The 18,948-nt window shown below is 36.4% G+C and carries 21 protein-coding genes and 1 tRNA gene; 11 read left to right on the top strand and 11 right to left on the bottom strand.

Going from position 1 to position 18,948, the window contains the following annotated elements; translation table 11 throughout:
* Window positions 1–72: 72 nt before the first annotated feature.
* Window positions 73–1,200 carry a 3,4-dihydroxy-2-butanone-4-phosphate synthase gene (gene ribB / locus ATE92_RS13085; RefSeq protein ID WP_232729163.1) on the top strand — a complete coding sequence of 376 codons (1,128 nt, stop codon included), beginning with the start codon at window positions 73–75 and terminating at the stop codon, window positions 1,198–1,200.
* Here ribB and ATE92_RS13090 read toward each other — a convergent pair.
* From ATE92_RS13090 to ATE92_RS13125, 8 genes are all read right to left on the bottom strand, one after another.
* Entirely contained in the window at window positions 1,197–2,162 is a 966-nt protein-coding gene (locus ATE92_RS13090) for a hypothetical protein (protein ID WP_100804139.1), read from the bottom strand. The genes ribB and ATE92_RS13090 overlap by 4 nt on opposite strands.
* A 74-nt stretch (window positions 2,163–2,236) precedes the next feature.
* Window positions 2,237–3,088, bottom strand: coding sequence for a hypothetical protein (locus tag ATE92_RS13095; protein ID WP_100804140.1), 852 nt, complete (start codon window positions 3,086–3,088; stop codon window positions 2,237–2,239).
* Between the two features lie 4 nt (window positions 3,089–3,092).
* Window positions 3,093–3,704, bottom strand: a complete 612-nt coding sequence (locus tag ATE92_RS13100) for a hypothetical protein (protein ID WP_100804141.1) — start codon at window positions 3,702–3,704, stop codon at window positions 3,093–3,095.
* Between the two features lie 11 nt (window positions 3,705–3,715).
* A complete protein-coding gene (locus ATE92_RS13105) occupies window positions 3,716–4,486 on the bottom strand; it encodes a hypothetical protein (RefSeq protein WP_100804142.1) in 771 nt (256 codons plus the stop codon).
* Between the two features lie 23 nt (window positions 4,487–4,509).
* The gene (locus ATE92_RS13110) at window positions 4,510–5,406 is read right to left on the bottom strand and encodes a DUF4412 domain-containing protein (RefSeq protein WP_157809640.1); all 897 of its coding nucleotides are present in this window, start codon (window positions 5,404–5,406) and stop codon (window positions 4,510–4,512) included.
* Between the two features lie 53 nt (window positions 5,407–5,459).
* Window positions 5,460–6,008, bottom strand: coding sequence for a hypothetical protein (locus ATE92_RS13115; protein WP_157809641.1), 549 nt, complete (start codon window positions 6,006–6,008; stop codon window positions 5,460–5,462).
* A gap of 717 nt (window positions 6,009–6,725) precedes the next feature.
* Complete coding sequence (locus ATE92_RS13120; protein WP_100804145.1) at window positions 6,726–7,265, bottom strand: hypothetical protein; 540 nt, start codon at window positions 7,263–7,265, stop codon at window positions 6,726–6,728.
* Window positions 7,266–7,308: 43 nt separating this feature from the next.
* A complete protein-coding gene (locus ATE92_RS13125) occupies window positions 7,309–8,505 on the bottom strand; it encodes a DegT/DnrJ/EryC1/StrS aminotransferase family protein (protein ID WP_100804146.1) in 1,197 nt (398 codons plus the stop codon).
* A 332-nt stretch (window positions 8,506–8,837) separates the two neighbouring features.
* On the opposite strand from ATE92_RS13125, the gene ATE92_RS13130 reads away from it, so the two are divergent.
* A complete protein-coding gene (locus ATE92_RS13130; RefSeq protein ID WP_100804147.1) occupies window positions 8,838–9,743 on the top strand; it encodes a J domain-containing protein in 906 nt (301 codons plus the stop codon).
* On the top strand, window positions 9,740–10,036 hold the full coding sequence (locus ATE92_RS13135; protein ID WP_100804148.1) for a chaperone modulator CbpM: 297 nt from the start codon (window positions 9,740–9,742) through the stop codon (window positions 10,034–10,036). Before ATE92_RS13130 ends, ATE92_RS13135 begins: the two co-directional genes overlap by 4 nt.
* Before the next feature lie 18 nt (window positions 10,037–10,054).
* On the opposite strand, the gene ATE92_RS13140 is transcribed toward ATE92_RS13135, so the two are convergent.
* Complete coding sequence (locus ATE92_RS13140) at window positions 10,055–10,693, bottom strand: NAD(P)H-dependent oxidoreductase (protein ID WP_100804149.1); 639 nt, start codon at window positions 10,691–10,693, stop codon at window positions 10,055–10,057.
* A 93-nt stretch (window positions 10,694–10,786) separates the two neighbouring features.
* Here ATE92_RS13140 and ATE92_RS13145 point away from each other — a divergent pair, with 93 nt between their 5' ends.
* From ATE92_RS13145 to ATE92_RS13175, 7 genes are all read left to right on the top strand, one after another.
* Window positions 10,787–11,176 (top strand): acyl-CoA thioesterase, encoded by a 390-nt coding sequence (locus ATE92_RS13145; protein ID WP_100804150.1) that lies wholly within the window; start codon window positions 10,787–10,789, stop codon window positions 11,174–11,176.
* A 233-nt stretch (window positions 11,177–11,409) separates the two neighbouring features.
* Window positions 11,410–12,363: a nuclear transport factor 2 family protein gene (locus tag ATE92_RS13150; RefSeq protein WP_100804151.1), complete on the top strand. Its 954-nt coding sequence runs from the start codon at window positions 11,410–11,412 to the stop codon at window positions 12,361–12,363.
* Between the two features lie 123 nt (window positions 12,364–12,486).
* Window positions 12,487–12,571: transfer RNA gene (locus ATE92_RS13155), tRNA-Ser, on the top strand.
* Window positions 12,572–13,278: 707 nt separating this feature from the next.
* On the top strand, window positions 13,279–13,773 hold the full coding sequence (locus tag ATE92_RS13160; RefSeq protein WP_100804152.1) for a hypothetical protein: 495 nt from the start codon (window positions 13,279–13,281) through the stop codon (window positions 13,771–13,773).
* Between the two features lie 208 nt (window positions 13,774–13,981).
* Window positions 13,982–14,734 carry a YoaK family protein gene (locus ATE92_RS13165; RefSeq protein ID WP_100804153.1) on the top strand — a complete coding sequence of 251 codons (753 nt, stop codon included), beginning with the start codon at window positions 13,982–13,984 and terminating at the stop codon, window positions 14,732–14,734.
* Between the two features lie 60 nt (window positions 14,735–14,794).
* Window positions 14,795–15,475, top strand: a complete 681-nt coding sequence (locus ATE92_RS13170) for an alpha/beta fold hydrolase (protein WP_100804154.1) — start codon at window positions 14,795–14,797, stop codon at window positions 15,473–15,475.
* A gap of 266 nt (window positions 15,476–15,741) precedes the next feature.
* Window positions 15,742–16,575, top strand: a complete 834-nt coding sequence (locus ATE92_RS13175) for a universal stress protein (RefSeq protein ID WP_100804155.1) — start codon at window positions 15,742–15,744, stop codon at window positions 16,573–16,575.
* A 2-nt stretch (window positions 16,576–16,577) separates the two neighbouring features.
* Here the strand turns inward: ATE92_RS13175 and ATE92_RS13180 are convergent, their stop codons facing one another.
* Both ATE92_RS13180 and ATE92_RS13185 read right to left on the bottom strand, forming a co-directional pair.
* The gene (locus ATE92_RS13180; RefSeq protein WP_100804156.1) at window positions 16,578–17,567 is read right to left on the bottom strand and encodes an NAD(P)-dependent oxidoreductase; all 990 of its coding nucleotides are present in this window, start codon (window positions 17,565–17,567) and stop codon (window positions 16,578–16,580) included.
* A 5-nt stretch (window positions 17,568–17,572) separates the two neighbouring features.
* Window positions 17,573–18,211 (bottom strand): hypothetical protein, encoded by a 639-nt coding sequence (locus ATE92_RS13185; RefSeq protein WP_157809642.1) that lies wholly within the window; start codon window positions 18,209–18,211, stop codon window positions 17,573–17,575.
* 271 nt (window positions 18,212–18,482) lie between these two features.
* On the opposite strand from ATE92_RS13185, the gene ATE92_RS13190 reads away from it, so the two are divergent.
* A complete protein-coding gene (locus ATE92_RS13190; protein ID WP_198515624.1) occupies window positions 18,483–18,944 on the top strand; it encodes an OsmC family protein in 462 nt (153 codons plus the stop codon).
* The last annotated feature ends 4 nt before the right edge of the window (window positions 18,945–18,948 follow it).

The following is an 18,948-nucleotide window of genomic DNA, read 5'->3' on the forward strand; positions in this document are numbered from 1 at the left end:
CAATCGACAAAGAGTTTAGTTTTCAATATCTTTGCACTTTCAAATATTGCTATGATTACTACTGAAAAAAATATGTCGATTCAACTGAATACTATTTCCGAAGCCATTGAAGACATCAAGAATGGTAAGATTATTATTGTTGTAGACGATGAAAATCGCGAAAATGAGGGTGACTTTATTGCAGCCGCCGAACGTGTGACCCCCGAGATGATTAACTTTATGGCAACCAATGGCCGCGGTTTGATTTGCGCACCCCTTACCGAAGAACGCTGCAATGCCTTAGATTTGAATATGATGGTTGAAAACAATACTGTTTTACATCACACTCAGTTTACGGTTTCGGTAGATTTAATTGGTTATGGTTGTACTACGGGTATTTCGGTGCACGACAGAGCCAAAACCATTCAAGCCCTGGTTGACCCCACTACCAAACCAAGCGATTTGGGCAGACCCGGACATATTTTTCCGCTAAAAGCTAAAACAGGGGGCGTATTACGCCGTACCGGACATACCGAAGCGACAATCGACCTGGCGCGGTTGGCCGGATTGCAACCTGCAGGAATTTTAGTAGAAATCTTAAACGAGGACGGCACCATGGCAAGATTGCCGCAACTGATGAAGGTTGCCAAGAAATTCGATTTAAAAATAATCTCTATCGAGGATCTGGTTGCCTATCGAATGGAACATGATTCCTTGATTAAAAAAGAAGAAGATTTCAATATAAATACCAGGTTTGGAAATTATCGCTTAAGAGCCTACAAACAAACGACCAACGATCAGGTACATATTGCCTTAACGAAAGGAACCTGGAAGGAAAACGAACCCGTTTTGGTGCGTGTAAATGCCACTCTCGTAAACGGTGACATTCTGGGAACGCTCACCAACAATGCCGAACAGAAATTGGACGATATGTTCAATGTGATCAATGAGGACGGGAAAGGCGCCATTGTTTTTATCAATCAACAGAGTCAGTCTTTGAACTTACTAAAACGTCTCAAAGAACTCAAAGAATCTCAAACCGAAGGTGAGGTTGTAAAAGCACCCCGAATTGTAATGGACAACAAGGATTTTGGCATTGGAGCACAAATTTTACATGATCTCGGAATTCATAAAATTCGACTCATTTCTAACAGCGAGCAAACCAAGCGTGTGGGAATGATTGGCTACGGATTGGAGATTATGGAATACGTCGCTTACTAATCTTTTACTTCAAATTCTTTTAAAAGACCTTTTATTCGTGAATTAGGCACTTCTGAGATGAATGCATATCTGCCGGGATTTAAATCGGCATAAAAATAACCTGTTCTCCCGGCCGGCATATCATTTACTCCGCCTAAAAAAGTTGTACCCTGAGGAACGGGTGTTATTAAGCCTTTTGGGTCTGACCAATCCATCCATTTTTCGAGCTCCTCAACACTTGCATTCGCTTCCAATCTCACTAAATTTACATCGTGCTGCATAAAATTTTCGTGATGTTTTTGTTCTTTATAAAAAACTGAGAACACGTGTTTTCCTTTGGTAATTGCTTTGTCGTAAACAATTCCATTTTCATTTGAAACGGTAATGTTAATTGTAGGCTCCGGTGGTGTATTTCCGCTATCCTCAGTAGTTACAATAATGGGTTTAGCCATTCCCATAGAGGTATGAAACATGCCATTTGGCATTTTCACATAACACTCCATAATATAATAGCCGGGTTCTAAATGAATGGTTGTAACCGCTGTATTTTTTGGGCCAATGAGTCCGGAGCCTCCTGAAAAAACTATGTCTCCAAACCATTTTGGCAACTTTCCAAATGCAGCAAAACCCTCTTCGCTTTTCCCTTCGTTAATAAGCTTCATCCCTTCTTCAAATACAGGAGCCACTTCCTCCAGGGTATGTGTGACGTTTTTTCCTTCCGGATATTTATCCATTAAGAAAAAATGAGTTTCGTTTGATAGATTTTGGTATTTAAAGGTATTCCAACCGGACGTGATGGTATCTACACTTTGAAACTCCATACTGCGTGTGATAATATCAATAACATTTGAAGGCTCTTTTACACCTTCTTCCAGCGCGCTTGCAGCTTCTTCAAATTGTTCAGCCTTTTTATCGCTTTTACAACTTGAAAACACAGCTATAGAGATCGATAATAAAAATAAATGGAGACTTATGCTTTTCATATATTTAGTGGTTTTACGTTTCTAAATTATGCCATTCAATATGATAATAAATATAAGATTTTAAAATAACCTCATTAATAATCATTCTGTTTTCTAAAGAAATAATTGGCGTCCTTCGGTATTTCTGAAATCACAGTATGTTCATGTTTTTTAAACCAAGATGCATTAAGACCACGTTCATGTTTTAAGTCATATTTTCCAATTACTTCAGTTTTAACAAGGTTCCAGCCGGGTTTATATTCGAGGTCATACGCTACGGTATTTTCGGTTTCAATAGGCTTTGTTCCATCCCTACGAACTGTATTGTTGGTTATTTCGGTTCCTTGCATTCGCGCTGCGCTATCCAGATAGATCCAGGAGATAATATATCCTTCATCTCCCATGCTTAATGTACTCTGGTTGGTAAGGTTGTACGTAACCCGAACCGAATTACCTAAGGTTAGCGTCCCAATTGTAGCTCCATCTTTCATTACATTTATCGTGGTCTTTCCAAAATATCCTGCTTCCGGAATGGTATAAATGAATTTGGATATATCCTGAATATCGTAAAACACTAAGTTCTGTAAATTTCCCAATTTGGTTTCGGTCTGGATATTCTCCGGTAGATTGATGGTTATTTTACCATTTTCATCAATACTTCCCACTTCAAGGGTTTTCGGCGTGTTTTGATTGTTCCCGTATCGGTACAACATGACCAAATCGACAGCACCCTGTTCCCAACTTTCAAATGTGTTGTTCTCACTCATTTGGGTATTTTGCCAATACCAGTCGTCTTGGTCATTGGTATCACTAGTTTCTTTCGTTTCAGTTATTTTTGAAGTTTCAGTAACATTGGAATTAGAAGTTGCTTCATTGGTTTGAGAGTTTGTTTTTTCATTACAACTTAAACATAGCAGTATTACAAATAAAAATACAAAGTGTTTCATCTTTTTAGAATTTTTTCAGTTCACTCAAATTGAGTTCTTTTACTATTTCAGCCAATTTATCTTCTGAAAAATTATGTGCTTCGATATCTATTGCAAAACGATGGTTATAAAACATAGAAAGACTGTACATCCCACTTGTTTTTACATAGCTTTTTTTAGCTTTTATGCCATCAATTACTACGGTTTTTGTGGAGCCCCACTCGTCTTTAGAATCGTAGTCCATTTTGCTAGACATACGGTAAGGACCAACCCCACTAGCCCCTTTTTCACCGGCACCGTCAATAACCATCACCCGTATGCTTTTATTTCCTATTTTATAGGTCGCCCCACAGGAGCCAAGTCCCGGCATAAAGTTTAATTGTTGATATGTAATTGGCATATCTAGCAACACTTTTGGCAGCCAAGATTCCCATTGTTCTTTGGTGAGATATTCTTTTTTACGTAATTGCCTGATGTTCTCTTCCATCTCTGAAGCATCGTTCACTACATTTTTGGCATTACTAATTGATTGGGTGGAGTTTTCAATTTCTTTTCCTACTTTTTTGGATTCATTGCCGCAGGAAACCAAAAGGAGAGATAAAAATAGGATTCTTGTTAGTTCTTTTAAATTTTTCATAATGGTAGTACTTATTTACAAGGTAAATTCTCTAGTAAGTAATTAATTTGATTTGATCGTTTTAGCATAAATATTGGTGAATCGAAATAAGTGATATAATCCAATAATTGAGTAAAAAATTCTTCCTGTATACTTTTCCATTGAGTATCATTGAGATCTAATATTTTTTTTATAAAAGCATCGATATCACCTCCTCTACTAGCATATAATTTGTAATCTTCATCCATAGCCCGTATGAAATTAACTGGATTTTTTGCATAAGGGTTTCCAAAGAGTACTGCAGCTTCTTGAATTTTGTCTAATGCTTCTTTGAGCTCTTTAAATCCCGGTTCATTATTGTCGGATTTACCTAATACATATAATTCAATAATTGATCTTCCATAATATCCTAACTGACTATAAAGTTCTTCTGGGCAATAAATTCGAGTTCCCGCAGAGAGTACCTGCAATGCTTGCATTTCTAATAATTCCTTTTTTGCAAGGCAACTATTGGGTGACTCGATTTTACTCTGAACTAAAGCCATATTTATTGCATGATCGCCCATTAGCTTAATACATCTAATTTCGACAGGCATTTCACTTGTTTCTCCAAGACTTATTCCTAGAGCTTCCAGTCCCTTTTCAAAGTTTTCCATATCTGCAGCATCATCTGCTTCTCCCTTTGCCTCTTTTTGTGCATTTTGTGTAATCTCAAAAACGCTCCCTCCTATAGGAGCTTGTGCAACAATGGCAACTGGCATTGTTGCCATAAAAAATACAAGTAATAGATTTCTAATTTTCATTTTAAAATAGATTTAAAGGATTATTATAGCCCTATTTTATATTCGGACTTGCTAATAGTGATAGAATCTTTCTCCAACTTTGTACAAATCATGTGCATATTATCCCGTTTTCTCTTATTGGAGATATACTCCATTTCCATGATCATCGAGTTTTCATCAAACGGAATGGTAGCATTGTAACCTGACTTGGGCATTTGTTCGATACTTGAGAATACGCCAACAAAACTTACGGGTGCTTCATTGGTGATATAAAATTTACTCACTCCGTCTTTTTGTTCAATTTGATAGCCCCTACAGTGGTACCCTAATATGGTTTTACTGGGCAAGGGTGTGATGTCTATATCTTCTTGGTTTGTATCATTTTTAGCCATTTCTTTAAGTGCGGCGTCGTCAAAAGGCATACGGGTTTTCATCGCCATTTTTTGAGTGCCATTGTCCATAAAAGTAACCATGGCCTGATTTTCCATATCGTACACAATCACACTAGTGGCTCTTTCGTCTGCAATGGCATTGCCGAAATAGGTAGCATTCGGCTGGATATAATATTTCATTTCCATTTCATCTTTTTTGGTCGTAAGTTTCATATCCATAACGTACTGAAACTCGTACGTATCCGGCAGACCTTCTAAACTCCCTCCAAATATAGACATCACGCTTTTCTCTGCTTCTTGCTTTTGCTCGTCGGTTGGTTCTTCTTTTTCGATCTCTGGTTCACCCTTATTGGTTTCATTGCCACCTTTTATAACACCGTCTATGGTTTTGTCGGTCGTTTTTGAGACCTCCCGATCTGTTTTATTGAGGACGGTTCGTTCTGCGGCGTTTTCGGCTTTTTTCTTTAGCTTTTTAAAGAATTGAGCTTCTGCTGATGGTATAGATAGCATTACACATAAAAGAAAAGAGAGTAGATACTTAGTTTTCATGACTTTATTTCTTATTTAGTTCTTATTTCTTTTTTTAATCTTCATTATGTATTTTAATATGTGATAAATACTTCTCCCGAAATGGGAAAGTTTTTACCGTATTCCAAAGCACCGCTTCCTTCGCCTTCAAACGTCATTTCTAAATTGCTCTCAGAAATTTTAGTGATATTGATGATTCCTTTTCTGAAAATGATACGTTTGTTGATTGATGTTACATCTCTTTCAGCATTGAAAAAATTTAAGTCAACTTTTACCCTGGGATGGTTTATATCGGGTATCGTATAGGTAGCAGCACCATTCTCGAGAATATCGGTGTTTGTTAAATTTAAGTTTAGTTTAAGCGGATTGCCGTCTTCCCAAAACTCAAGGAGTATCGAATCTTTCTTAAAAATTCGTTTAATATTAGGTTCTATATTACTTTGTTGCATCGTATACAACTTGTCTTCTAACGTAACTTGGATAGCGGCGTTGGAAGCATTTTCTTGTTTAATAGCTGTTGAAGCACTTTTAGTGCTGTTTTGATTGCAGCTAAACATATAGACTGCTATTAAAAGATATAGTATCGTTTGAAATTGATTTTTCATAAATAATAACTGATTCATTTTGATTTACTAATTTTTACCGATTTTAAAACTTTATTATTCAGCAGTATGTGTAATTGATTTTTCCCCTTTTTTTAATATGATCTATACTCAAGTATATTTTATCTTTATTTTTTTATTTTCGGCAATATGCCTCATTATTGATTTCAGAAATTCTCTTGAATATCTCCAATAAAGGCAGGCTTTACCTTTTTCATCTGTAACAACGAAAGGATTAATTAATTGGGATTTCACAAACCTATACGTAAGTGATGAAAGGGCATGCTACTATTGTAACAATTCATGGAAGATATGTAACGCGACTTTCTATTATCTAGGAGAAAACCCGCTAGCTCTAGTGTTACAGGCTGGTTTGAAATATTTAATAAAATAGGAGGGGGTGACGTGTCCAACTGAATCGGCTATTTCCGAAATAGAAGCATCAGATTTTTCAAGGTGTTCTTTGGAATGTTTTAACCCACGAGAGCGGATAATTCACTGGTAGTCATATTTCTTAATGCCTGCAATTTTCTATGTAGCGGTGAGCGGCCTGTTTGCATGTGCTTTACAAATAGGACACTTGTAAATTCCGGATCCATTATATGTTTATCCAACACCGATTGTAAGCGTTTTAGGAATTCCGTTTCGGTTGAAGAAATTGCTAATTACGCAGTAAATGAATTAGTACTGTTACCGGAAGACTTTGTTCTTACTTCTTTTACTCGGAAAATTGAATTTCTAAAACGTTATGTTTACAAATGGAATAATGGGACTTGTGTACACACTTTCATCCTCCTTGTAGAGCACATTATACTTTGCACCTACCGATATTTTTTCATTGATATTAAAGCCCGCTCCAACGAACAAAGCTGAATCCCAAAAATCATCTTTTACCTTACCTTCAGGTGTTTCGGTTTCAGTGGCGACTTTTAATTCGGCAAATTCGACTAAGAGGGTTATTTTTTTTATGGGGCTGTATTGCGAGATTACATTGGCACCATAGGTAGTTGTACTTTGAACATCTTTTATTGCTGAATAACTCCCTTGTATTCCACCACCTAAACTAACTTTTTCACTCAGTTTATAGGTTAGATTAGGAGCTAGGCTGATATTGGTGCCTCCCACAAAGCTTAAACCAAAACCTACCCCAAATTTCCATTTACTGGGTTTCGCAGTAGTACTGTCAATAACACCAATTTGCGTTGTTTGTGCAATCGAAGCTTTACTCAAAAGCAAAGCTCCTATTACTAATAATAGGCTGAAGAGTATATTTTTCATGTGTTGCGGATATAAACCGTGTATGTTCGGCGAGGTTAAGGTTTCAAGATAGCACTTTTTTTACAACATCGGCAATTAACGCAGCTCGCTGCTTCACCTCTGCTTCACTCCAACAAATTTTTACCAAAGATGAAATGGTTCTTCCCATCCAGTAGTCACTTTTTGAGAAGTCTGTTGTATTGAGATCTTGCATCTGCTTTTGAATTTCTTCAGGAAGCCGTCCTAACGATTTAAAATTCCGAAGATGTTCCCACCCCTTTATGTAATGCCAGTTATTGGTGTACCAGTAAAAACAAGCATCTACACCTGCTTCTTTCAATGCTTTATGGGCTTTTTGAGTAAGCGCTTCAGTAGGCAGGAAAAAATTCAAAAAAGAATAGTTTTCTTCTCCGCCTTCCGGAACACGTCTAAACGTAACTCCGTCGATAGCGGCAAGGCTGTCTCTAAGGATTGTATAATGCTCTTTTTGCGCTTTTAGAATTCCGTCCAGTTTTTCCAATTGCGCCAAGCCCACGGCGGCATGTAATTCGGAAATTCTAAAATTATATCCCAGCGTTGGGTGTGACTCTGCTCCCCTATCGGTTCCCACGTGATCGTGTCCATGATCCTGAAACTGATCCAAACGCTCGGCATAGATTTTATTGTTGGTAATAATTCCTCCGCCTTCACCACAGGTAATAGTTTTTACAAAATCGAAGGAGAAACAACCCAAATCTCCAATACTTCCCAGAGGTTCTCCGTTGTACGTTCCGCCTAAAGCCTGACAGGCATCTTCAAGAAGGATAAGTCCGTGTTTATCACATATTGCTCTCAAAGCATTTAAGTCGGCCATAGAGCCACACATATGCACCGGCATTACGCAGCGTGTTTTGGGTGTAATGACAGCTTCCACGGCTTTGGGGTCCAGAGTCAAGGTATCGTCGATATCTACTAAAACAGGAACAGCGCCTAGCATCATAATAGATTCGAAACTGGCTACAAAGGTGAACGTTGGCATGATAACCTCATCCCCTGCTCCAATTCCGGCAGCAGCTAAGGCGCAGGTTAAGGCGGAGGTTCCACTGGACACCAACTGACAATATTGCGACTGCATTTTTTCGGCGAAAGCCTTTTCAAACTCTTTGGCCTTCCAATGTCCGTTTCGCATTCCGTCGAAACCGTAGCGCATAAGCACTCCACTTTCTAAAACATCACTTACATGTTTGCGTTCTTCGGCGCCAAAAACTTCAAATCCGGGCATATTTTTAGGGGTTAAGGGTTAAGGGTTAAGGGTTAAGGGTTAAGGGTTAAGGGTTAAGGGTTAAGGGTTAAGGGAAAATATTCAGAACAAAACTAACATCCTATGAAGTTCTAAAGTGTTTCCATTAACTAGATTAGCAACAAAGATAAAGGTTGCGTAAGGGATACGCAATGGTTTTGAACTCCTTATTATTTTTACAAAATGAATTGAATTACTCCTGAAATATGTGAAGCCTAATCTGAAAATTTGATATTATAACAATGTGTTAACTTTTCTATGACCACTCCATGGTAAAGAAATTTGTACCTTTAAAATAGCATTAAGAAACACACATGGCGTACGTTGATTATTACAAAGTATTAGGTTTAGACAATAAGGCTTCGGCGAGCGAAATAAAAAAAGCATACCGCAAAATGGCTCGAAAATTTCACCCGGATGTCAATCCGAACGATCCTGAAGCCGAAAAGAAATTTAAGGAAATCAATGAAGCCAATGAGGTACTTAGCAATCCCGAGCATCGTAAAAAATACGACGCACATGGGAAAGATTGGAAGCATGCCGATGATATCGATCGAGCAAAGCAGCAACAACGTCAATATCAACAAAATTATCAAGGTGGAAGTACGTTTGAAGGGCCAAATGATTCAGATTTTTCAGACTTTTTTGAGTCGATGTTTGGTAATGGTAGCGCTTCATCGAGAGGGCAAAATCGCAATGTAAAATTTAAAGGGCAAGATTTTAGTGCTCAATTGCAATTGGACATACGCGATGTCTACACTACACACAAGCGGACTTTAACTATAAATGGCAAGAATATTCGCCTAACGATCCCTGCTGGAGTAGAGGACGGACAAATTATAAAAATTAAGGGTCACGGTGGTCCGGGAGTGAATGGAGGCCCAAAAGGAGATCTAAATATTCAATTTGTTATAGTGAATAATTCAGCTTTTAAAAGAGTAAAGAATGATTTATTCAAAAATGTTTCGGTTAACTTATATACTGCCGTTTTAGGTGGCGACATACAAGTAGAAACTTTTAATGGAAAAGTGAAACTCACTGTAAAGCCCGGCACTCAGTCCGGAACCAAAGTAAAGCTAAAAGGTAAAGGTTTCCCTATTTATAAAAAAGAAAATGAATTTGGAGATTTATTTCTCATCTATGATATTAAAATTCCTGAAAAACTTTCAGAAAAAGAACAAGAATTATTTGAAGAATTATCTAAAATATCCACGCTATGAAAACAACAGAATATATTTCGATAAGTGATCTTTGTACAAATTATAATATCGAGATTTCCTTTATCACCGGTTTATATGAAATTGGTTTGTTGGAGTGGGAAGAAAAAAATAAAACTCAATTTATACATGTGGAACGGATAGATGATGTGGAAAAAATGATACGGATTCATCGAGATCTCGATGTAAACCCTCAGGGTATTGATGTTATTTTTCATCTTCTTAAAAAAGTAGAAAACCTACAAGATGAGGTTAGAGGGCTGCAAGGCAGATTACATCTCTATGAAGATCTCTAAATGGTAATATGTTATTGCTTAATTTATTTCTATCACAACTTCATCAATGCCGCGACGCACTTTTTTAAAATCGGCAAACATATCGTCTTCGGCGCGATACCCAACCGGCATAACGAGTACAGATTGAAGTCCTTTTTCTTTTAATTTCAGCAGTGTGTCGTATTTTTCGGGTTCAAAACCCTCGATGGGACAGGCGTCAATTCCTTCGAGCGCACAGACGGTAAGCAAGTTTCCCATTGCGAGATAGGCTTGCTTTTCCATCCAATTATCGATAGTAGCTTCACTTTTTTCAGAAAAATCATTTACCAAAAAAGTCTCGTAAGGTTTTAGAATGGCGCGTGGCGTATTCCGTGTTTTTTCAACTTTATTAAAATATTTTTTTATGAATTTATCATTGATTTCGGATTCAATACAAAATACCAAAACATGCGAAGCATCCATCACTTGCCTCTGTTTCATTGTTAAGGGAACCAATTGCTCCTTTATTTTTGGATTTCCAATCACAACCATCTTTAGTGGCTGTAATCCGTATGAAGTTGCAGTAAGGTTAAAAGATTCTTTAAGTATATTCAATTTTTCTTCGGAAAGGATTTTCGAAGGATCGAACTTTTTGGTGGCGTAACGCCATTGGAGATGATCTAGAGTTTTTGAAATCATTTGCAGTATCTTTGAAACACAAATTTAGTAATCCTAAAAGGATTAAGCGATTAAACCGAATAGGTTAAATGAATGGCTTAAAAATGAAAATCTATGACTACCCTTCAAGAACTCAAAGACCGAAGCGAAACACGAATATTTAAAGCGGTCTTTCCCAATACCACCAATCATTACGACACCTTATTTGGAGGCACTACACTTCATTTAATGGATGAGGCTTCTTTTATATGTGCCACGCGATTTAGTCGGAAAAAAATGGTCACTGTCTCAACCGACAAAATTGATTTTACCACGCCTATTCCTCAAGGTTCCATTATTGAGTTGGTAGCAAGGGTTGACAAGGTAGGCCGCAGTAGTTGTGTAGTTAAAACCGAAATATTTATGGAAGATATGTACAGTTACAATCGCGAAAAGGTGGTGACAGGGTACTTTACTTTTGTAGCGGTTGGGGAGGATAAAAAACCAGTTGCGATAATAGATTAAGTAGGTCTTCTCTTACAACTTTATGGTTTTATTCTGTAATGTATCAATAATTGTCTGTTTTTTAGCCACTTAGACTGTTTCTTAATTTAAATTTCTTATCTTGAAATCTATTCCTATTTAATTCTGTGCGATCATCGCATCTTTCCCCATTTCATTTTAAATAGTATTTGAGCGTTAAATTAACGAACCAGGCAAACTGCCTGCATTATATATACTAACCAAAACAATTTAACATGAAAAAATTTGTAATTCTTTCGATGATGATGTTTACCATCATCTGCTTTTCTCAAACCAAAAAAAACGGAACCGTCTATGTTGATCATCCCGGGATAACCGCAGTTGAGGCAATGCAAAAAGCAGCTGTAGCAGGCGACGCTGAAATGGCAGGATCTTATCTTGCAGACAATTTTAAGTATTTTAATGGAAATAACACTGATCCTAGTGACGAAGGGGCAACTAAAGAAAACTTTCTTGGCTGGATTAAATGGAATAAAGAAAACCTATCCTATGCCAGTATTTCCCGACAGGGTGAAGCGTATCCCGATGCCCTTGAGTATAAAGACGGTGCAGTCTGGATTCAGACATGGGATATAGTAAAAGGAATGCACAATAAGACCGGGGTTAAAATGAATCGACCTTCTCACAAGTTGTACAATCTGGATAAGGCGGGTAAAATTGCTGTGATGATAGAATATACTGCCGATCCATGGCAAAGCATTCGCGACAATTCTTCAGTTCGTAAAAATGGTACGTTGTACAATAGTCATGAAAACATCAACACAGTTCGCAAATTGCTCGGAGCCATTGAAAATAATGATATAGAAACGGCGTATAGCTACTTCAACGAGAAAGCTACTTTCAGAAATATAAATCAGCCCCGAGGTGAAACATCTACGAAGGAAGAAGACAAGGCCAACTTTAAAGGAATGCTGGAAATGTATACATTCGAAGGAATTGATGAAGTGGGGTATCCTGACTATCTTGAATACGACATCAATAATTCAAAAGTGGTGATGTCATGGTGGAATATGAGAATCCAACGCAAGTCCGATAAAAAAACGGTGACTCTTCCTGCCATGTACGTTCACTATTTTAATGATGAAGGTGAAATTACGAACGAGACGGCTTATTACAGCATGAAGTTATTCGAAGATCTAATGAGCGCACCAAAGATTGCGAAAAAATAGCAGCTAACGCTTCCATTTATTTGGCAGACTAAAACCGAAACATTGTTTCGGTTTTTTTTATGATATTTCTTTTTAAAAGACTTTACAGAGTTAAAAAAGGATGCTATATTTGCAACCGCTAAAGGAGAAATGGCAGAGTGGTCGAATGCGGCAGTCTTGAAAACTGTTGAGGGTCACACCTCCGGGGGTTCGAATCCCTCTTTCTCCGCAAAAGGAAACCCACAACGTAAGTTGTGGGTTTTTTGTTTTCTGAAGTGAACGAAGCTTGCTTCAGTGAAACGGAAGAAAACAAAAAAACAACCACGCGAAGCGGGGATGTGGTTTTTATGATTGCAAAGGATACCCTTTTGGGATCACGAACGTAGTGAGTAATCCTTAGATCTCTGTAGCGAAGAAAAAACACAGTTAACGATGCGATTCCGCCGACTGGCCCCTTCGCTAAAAGTGTCCACCGGACACTTTTTTAACGCTAGGTCCGGTTTCTATGCTTGCATAGGATACCCTTTTGGGATCACAAACGAAGTGAGTAATCTCCACATCTCTGTAGCGAAGAAAAAGCACAGTTAACGATGCCATTCCGCCGACTGGCACCTTCGCTAAAAGTGTCCACCGGACACTTTTTTAACGCTAGGTCCGGTTTCTATGCTTGCTCAGGAACGCCTTTTAGGGATCACAGTATGTAATCCTCTTTTTCAGAAATACATAATGCAAAGCATGTTGTGGTATCTATGTTTACTCGGGAAGCCATGATAAATAATTTTCTATATTTGATAATCTCCCCCTTGATTTAGTATTAGATAACTCAAAATGTGAATCGGATATCTATACTAATTAGAACTATATTACTTGTTACTTACAATTTTGAGAAAATTATTACTACTTACTACAATTACCTTTTTTTACTCATGTAATGATGTGAATACAATATATAATGATGAAAATTACTGGAGCCAGAATGATATATCAGAATTAAATGAAATAGTTAAAATTTATGACAAGTCTTTGAAAGATGCTTACGGCAGCTCAGATTTAGTGAAAGCCTATTCAAATTATTCATATGAATTTTCAAATAGCCTTCAAGGAAAAGGGTCTTTCATTGCACCTCAAGGAATGGATATAAAAATTCAAAATTTAAAAGTATTTGACAAGATTTGGAAAAAATATAGCATTTCAATTCCTGACTCAGAGAGCATAAATTTATATCCTGAGAGTCCATATTTTGATTATCTAAATGGATTACCTAATAATTCAACTTTTTTAAAAAGTTATATAGAAAATTTTGAAAATACAAATGACATAACTCCATCAATGGTCTATGGTTTTGCGGACAACGGTATTAAGGGGGATTATTCGAACATAAATAATCGCGTGGTATTTGCAATTCATTATTTGACTTTGATGAATCGTTAAAACTGTAAGTAACATCACCTATTGCTGCAACGCTTAGTTGGTTAGATTAACGAAAAGTCGCACAATTTTGCCTACATTTAGCTAATCAAAAAATAACTTAAGCGGCTTTGCCGTACTTCTAATTCGGCCGCACCGAGGCCATACACAAAACCGTTAGCAACATTTGATACATTAGAATCTTGAACGCACCCCTTAATATGAAAACCAAATGTTCAGACATCAAGGCAAAAGCAGAACGTTAAAACATAACCTGCAAATTGCAATAGTTTTGTCCTTTGTAGCGGGTATTGTAAATGTTACAGGGTTTCTGGCCTTTAATCAATTGACAACGAATGTAACCGGCCATTTTGCTCTGTTTATGTACGATCTTGCTCATTTCGAGTTTTGGAAAGGAACTGTGTACTTTCTTTATATTTTTGTGTTCCTTTTAGGCTCTTTTGTGTCTGGTTTTTTAATTGAGAAATACAAAAAGAATAAAAAACTAAATGTATTTGTCTTACCCACACTAATCGAATGTTTGGTCTTAACAGCGATCGTATTTCTAAATTATTTTTCAGAAATAAAATACCCCGATTTAATCGTTTGTTCACTGCTTTTTGCAATGGGAATTCAGAACTCTTTTGTTACAAAAATTTCTAATGCGGTCGTAAGAACAACACACCTAACTGGCCTTTTTACCGATTTAGGCATTGAATTGTCTCAACTTTTCTTCCCTGATTCTCATCCTTATCGAGAAAAAATCAAAGCCACTATAAAATTACGCATTTATATAATTTCCTTTTTCTTTCTTGGTGGATTGGTCGGCGGATTCTTTTATTCAAGATTAGACTTGGAATTAAATACGCTGATTTTTGGAGTGGTTATTTTGCTAATCAGCTTATTTTATGATGATTTTAGATATAGAATTATTAGAACAAAAAGAAAATATAGACAAAGAAAAATTGCGCATGCCAATGGCTAAAAAATACTGACTTGTTATTTCCTATCTCTAAGATCTTTACATTTATAAACCTCTTAAAACATGAAAGAAACACTTTTACTATTGCACGGAGCATTAGGCAGCAAAGATCAATTCAACGCTTCGAAGAAAAGATTAGAAGAAACTTATAATGTACACGCCATAAATTTTGAAGGACATGGAGGGACAGCATATGGGAGTGAGTTTTCAATTCGATTATTTACAGATAATGTCATAGATCATATAAAAGCAAATTCAATTAATGAAGTAACAATTTTTGGATATAGTATGGGAGGATATGTGGCTTTAAATGTGGCATTGAAACTACCTGAAAAAGTCAAAAAAATTTATACTCTTGGCACAAAGTTTAAATGGGATAGAGAGTCGGCAGAAATTGAAGTTAAAATGTTAAATCCCAATAAAATTGAAGAAAAAATACCGCTCTTCGCCGAAAATTTAAAGCAGGTGCATTACCCACAAGATTGGAAAGTCGTCATGAATATGACGGCCGATATGATGCTAAATATGGCAAAAGGCGCCAAATTAGTTGATGATGATCTAAAAAAAATAAATCAAAAAGTAATCATTGGTATTGGAAGTCTAGACACTATGGTAAGCTATGAAGAATCAGCTTATGCTTCAAATATATTACCAAATTCTAAACTAATACAACTTGACGGTGTAAAACACCCTATTGACCAAATCGAAACAGATGAATTAATAAATTTTATAATGTCAAATTAGACCCGTAAAATAGACTTCATTTAATACAAAACACGCCTATTTTGTTGTGATTGTTATGCTTACCAAGAATATCCACCCAGGATCACAGCATCTAATTGTCCTTCCCTAAAAAAACCTGTTATCCAATAATGACATGGCTTTGCTTTTGTAGTTGCCGGAAGAGTTGATTTATTAAAAATTTTAAGTACAACTTCTTCCATAAACTGACATATCTCATTCTTTTTCTTTCCTATAGGATTTACATTCGTTGGATAAACTTTTTAACAATGAAAAACATCCTATTACCTACAGACTTTTCAGCAAATTCACTTAACGCTATCGATTATGCGATGCGCTTTTTTGCAAATTGGACCTGCAATTTCTATATACTCAATGTGCAGAAAGTTTCAGAATACATAAGTGATGATCTTATATCTGGTTCCAAAACGGATACAATTTACGATAGTATAGTGACCGACAATAAAAGGTTGATAATTCAACTAGTAAAAAAACTGAGTAAGCAGTACAAATCGCAGTCCTATACTTTTCATGGCTTATTTGATTACGATGATTTTGTTTCGGCGGTAGATCAAGCTGTCAAATTTCATTCCATCGATCTTATCATTATGGGAACCAACGGGGCAACCGGGGCGAAAGAAGTCATCTTTGGCAGTAACACACTACAAATAGTTCGAAATATAGCCTGTCCAACAATTACTATCCCGGAAAACTACACGTACACAAATATTAAAAGCACTTTGTTTTCTACAAAATATTGTGAGGATTTTTCTTTTGAAGGAATTAAGATTTTTAAAGAAATGTTAAACATGCATCAGTGCGAACTCAATGTCTTAGAGATTGATGATGATGCGATTATTACTTCTGTTAAGGAAGACAATGAATGCCTTCGGGCGTTATTTACTGAATATCCATATACTTATTACCGCCTTCAAACTATTCCGGGACTTATTGCAGTAAATACTGCGACACAACTTTTAAAAGTAGATCTTCACGCAGTATTTATTGAGAAAGAGACGTTCTTAGAGCGATTAATGTTTGGCTCCGATTCTTCACAACTGGTATACCGAACCTTAATTCCTCTGCTGTTTTTACATCGATAAGATTATACAAGCTTGTTTACGGAATGCTTGTCATTTTCCCAGGCATTTAAATTGTCGAACGTTGCTGAAGCAATATTTTGTAAAGCCTCATTCGTAGCAAAGGCCTGATGGGGTGTCACCAAGGTTTTAGGATGACGTATAAGGTGATGTAATGTTGGGTCGTTAGGGATGTCACTGGAGCGATTATAAAAGAATACTCCATGTTCACGCTCATATACATCGGTTATGTATCCACTAATAATACCTGTATCAAGCGCCTTTAAAATTTCATTCGTTTTAACAATAGCGCCACGTGCAACATTTACAATTATAGGTTTTTTCCTAAACTTGGAGAGGTACTCTTCATCGAACATATGATGGGTAATTTGATTTAAGGGTAAGCAAATAAAAATAATCTCCGCTTCTTTGGAGAGTTGCTCTTTAGAACTATACACTACCCCATAACCTCTTACCAATTGTTCATTGCTGCTGATATCATTGGCCAAAATAGTACATCCAAATCCGTGTAAAATTTTAACGAGAACACTTCCAATCTTTCCTGTTCCCATAACGCCAACGGTTTTTCTAATTAAATCAAACCCAATCAAATTATCTAAAAGAAAATTGTTATTAAGTGTTTGATTTTGTGCTAAAGCTATCTTTCTATTAAATGATAGAAGTAACGCTATGGCGTGTTCGGCAATCGCATTAGGGGAATAATTTGGTGAATTAGCAACTTTAAATCCTAAGGATCCTGCCGTTTTTAAATTTATGTTATCGTGACCCGCAGAACGAAGTGTTATATACTTGACACCAAAATCACGCAATTTCTCAAGGACAATATTTGAAGCGTCGTCTGCCGAAAAAATAGAAATGGCATTATAATTTAATGCCAGCATTGCTGTATCTGATGTGAGTCGTTTTTCAGTAAAGTGAAGGTCATGAACTCCATTATTCGCCAATTCAAGCAGAGGTATCTCAAATGGTTTTGTACTATAAATCAATACTTTCATCGAGATTATAATAATAAAAGTTTATTCTCATAAAGTGTGTCAAAAAGAATCTTTATGAATGAGTTTATATTGCGATTGACTTTGTCTGCATCGACAACTTCGATTTCTCCTCTCCATAGCAATTCACGCTCCTTACCCGGACAAATACAATACAATGATGTTTCGGTTGTATAGACCTGATAACGTTCTTGCTGCTCCTGAAAATAGAGATGCTGATTGCTGTAATAATACCCTTCAAAGGTTTGATAACTTTTCGCAAAATTACGAAACGAATTCACTACGGTAACCTTACTTTCTTTACCGGTAACTTTGGTAAATAAAATTGCATCAAAACCGGCTTCTAATAGTCTTTGTTCTATATCGTCAAGTTGTGTTAACGATTTTTTATTGTCCGTAAACGATGTCTCAAAGAAATCAATACTTTTAACTGCTATTACACCTTTTTTATCGAGTTCTTCAGTCATTCTCTTTTCATAAGTTCGGCGTAGTTCTTTATCGGTTGTAATACCTACAACCAGTATTTTATTGGCTTCAAAATTTACGGTATCCGGATTTTTGTATTGCTGTACCAATTTAGTGGAACCACAACTGTTAAACATGATTGCTAAAAAAATAAGGCTACTATATAATAGAATTGTTCTCATATTTTTCGGTTTTTCTTAAATATTCATTGCTGGCTAAAAGACATTTCTTATAAAAAAATTCTCCAAAGCAATCATCATAAGATATAGCACTAAATTAAAAGAGTTATTAGAAATTTTCAGTAAAAGTAATTCACTATTAAAGGTTTAGGAATGACAATTATCAGTTTTTAATCTTTTCTGAAGGGATTAAATTTTAAATCAAAAATTGATAAATGTCATTCGGGAAGAAGTATAGATTATATAATTTTAATCCTTCAATTAAATCTAAATAATGGAAAAACACAATTATAATGTAGATATCAATTGGCGACAAGACAGGAAAGGGATAATGTGCTCGCCCGAATTAGCCGATGGCAGTACACCATCTTCCAATTGTATAGAAGTTGCCACACCCCCGGAGTTTCCAAAGGGGATACCGCATATTTGGTCTCCTGAACATTTGTTCACGGCTTCTGTAAGTAGTTGCCTAATGACAACTTTTTTGGCGATTGCCGAAAACTCTAAACTGGACTTTACCGGCTTCAGCTGCAAATCACAAGGCATTCTGGATATAATAGACGGAAAGTATGCAATGGTCGAAGTGATACTGAAACCCATTATTACCATTAAAGCTGAAAAAGACCGGGGGCGTGCACAAAGAATCGTTCAAAAGTCCGAAGCAGCTTGTTTAATTTCCAATTCAATAAAATCTAAAATAACAATGGAAATCGAAATAATGGTAGAGTCTCAGTGATACA

Source organism: Ulvibacter sp. MAR_2010_11 (genome assembly GCF_002813135.1).
GTDB lineage: Bacteria > Bacteroidota > Bacteroidia > Flavobacteriales > Flavobacteriaceae > Altibacter.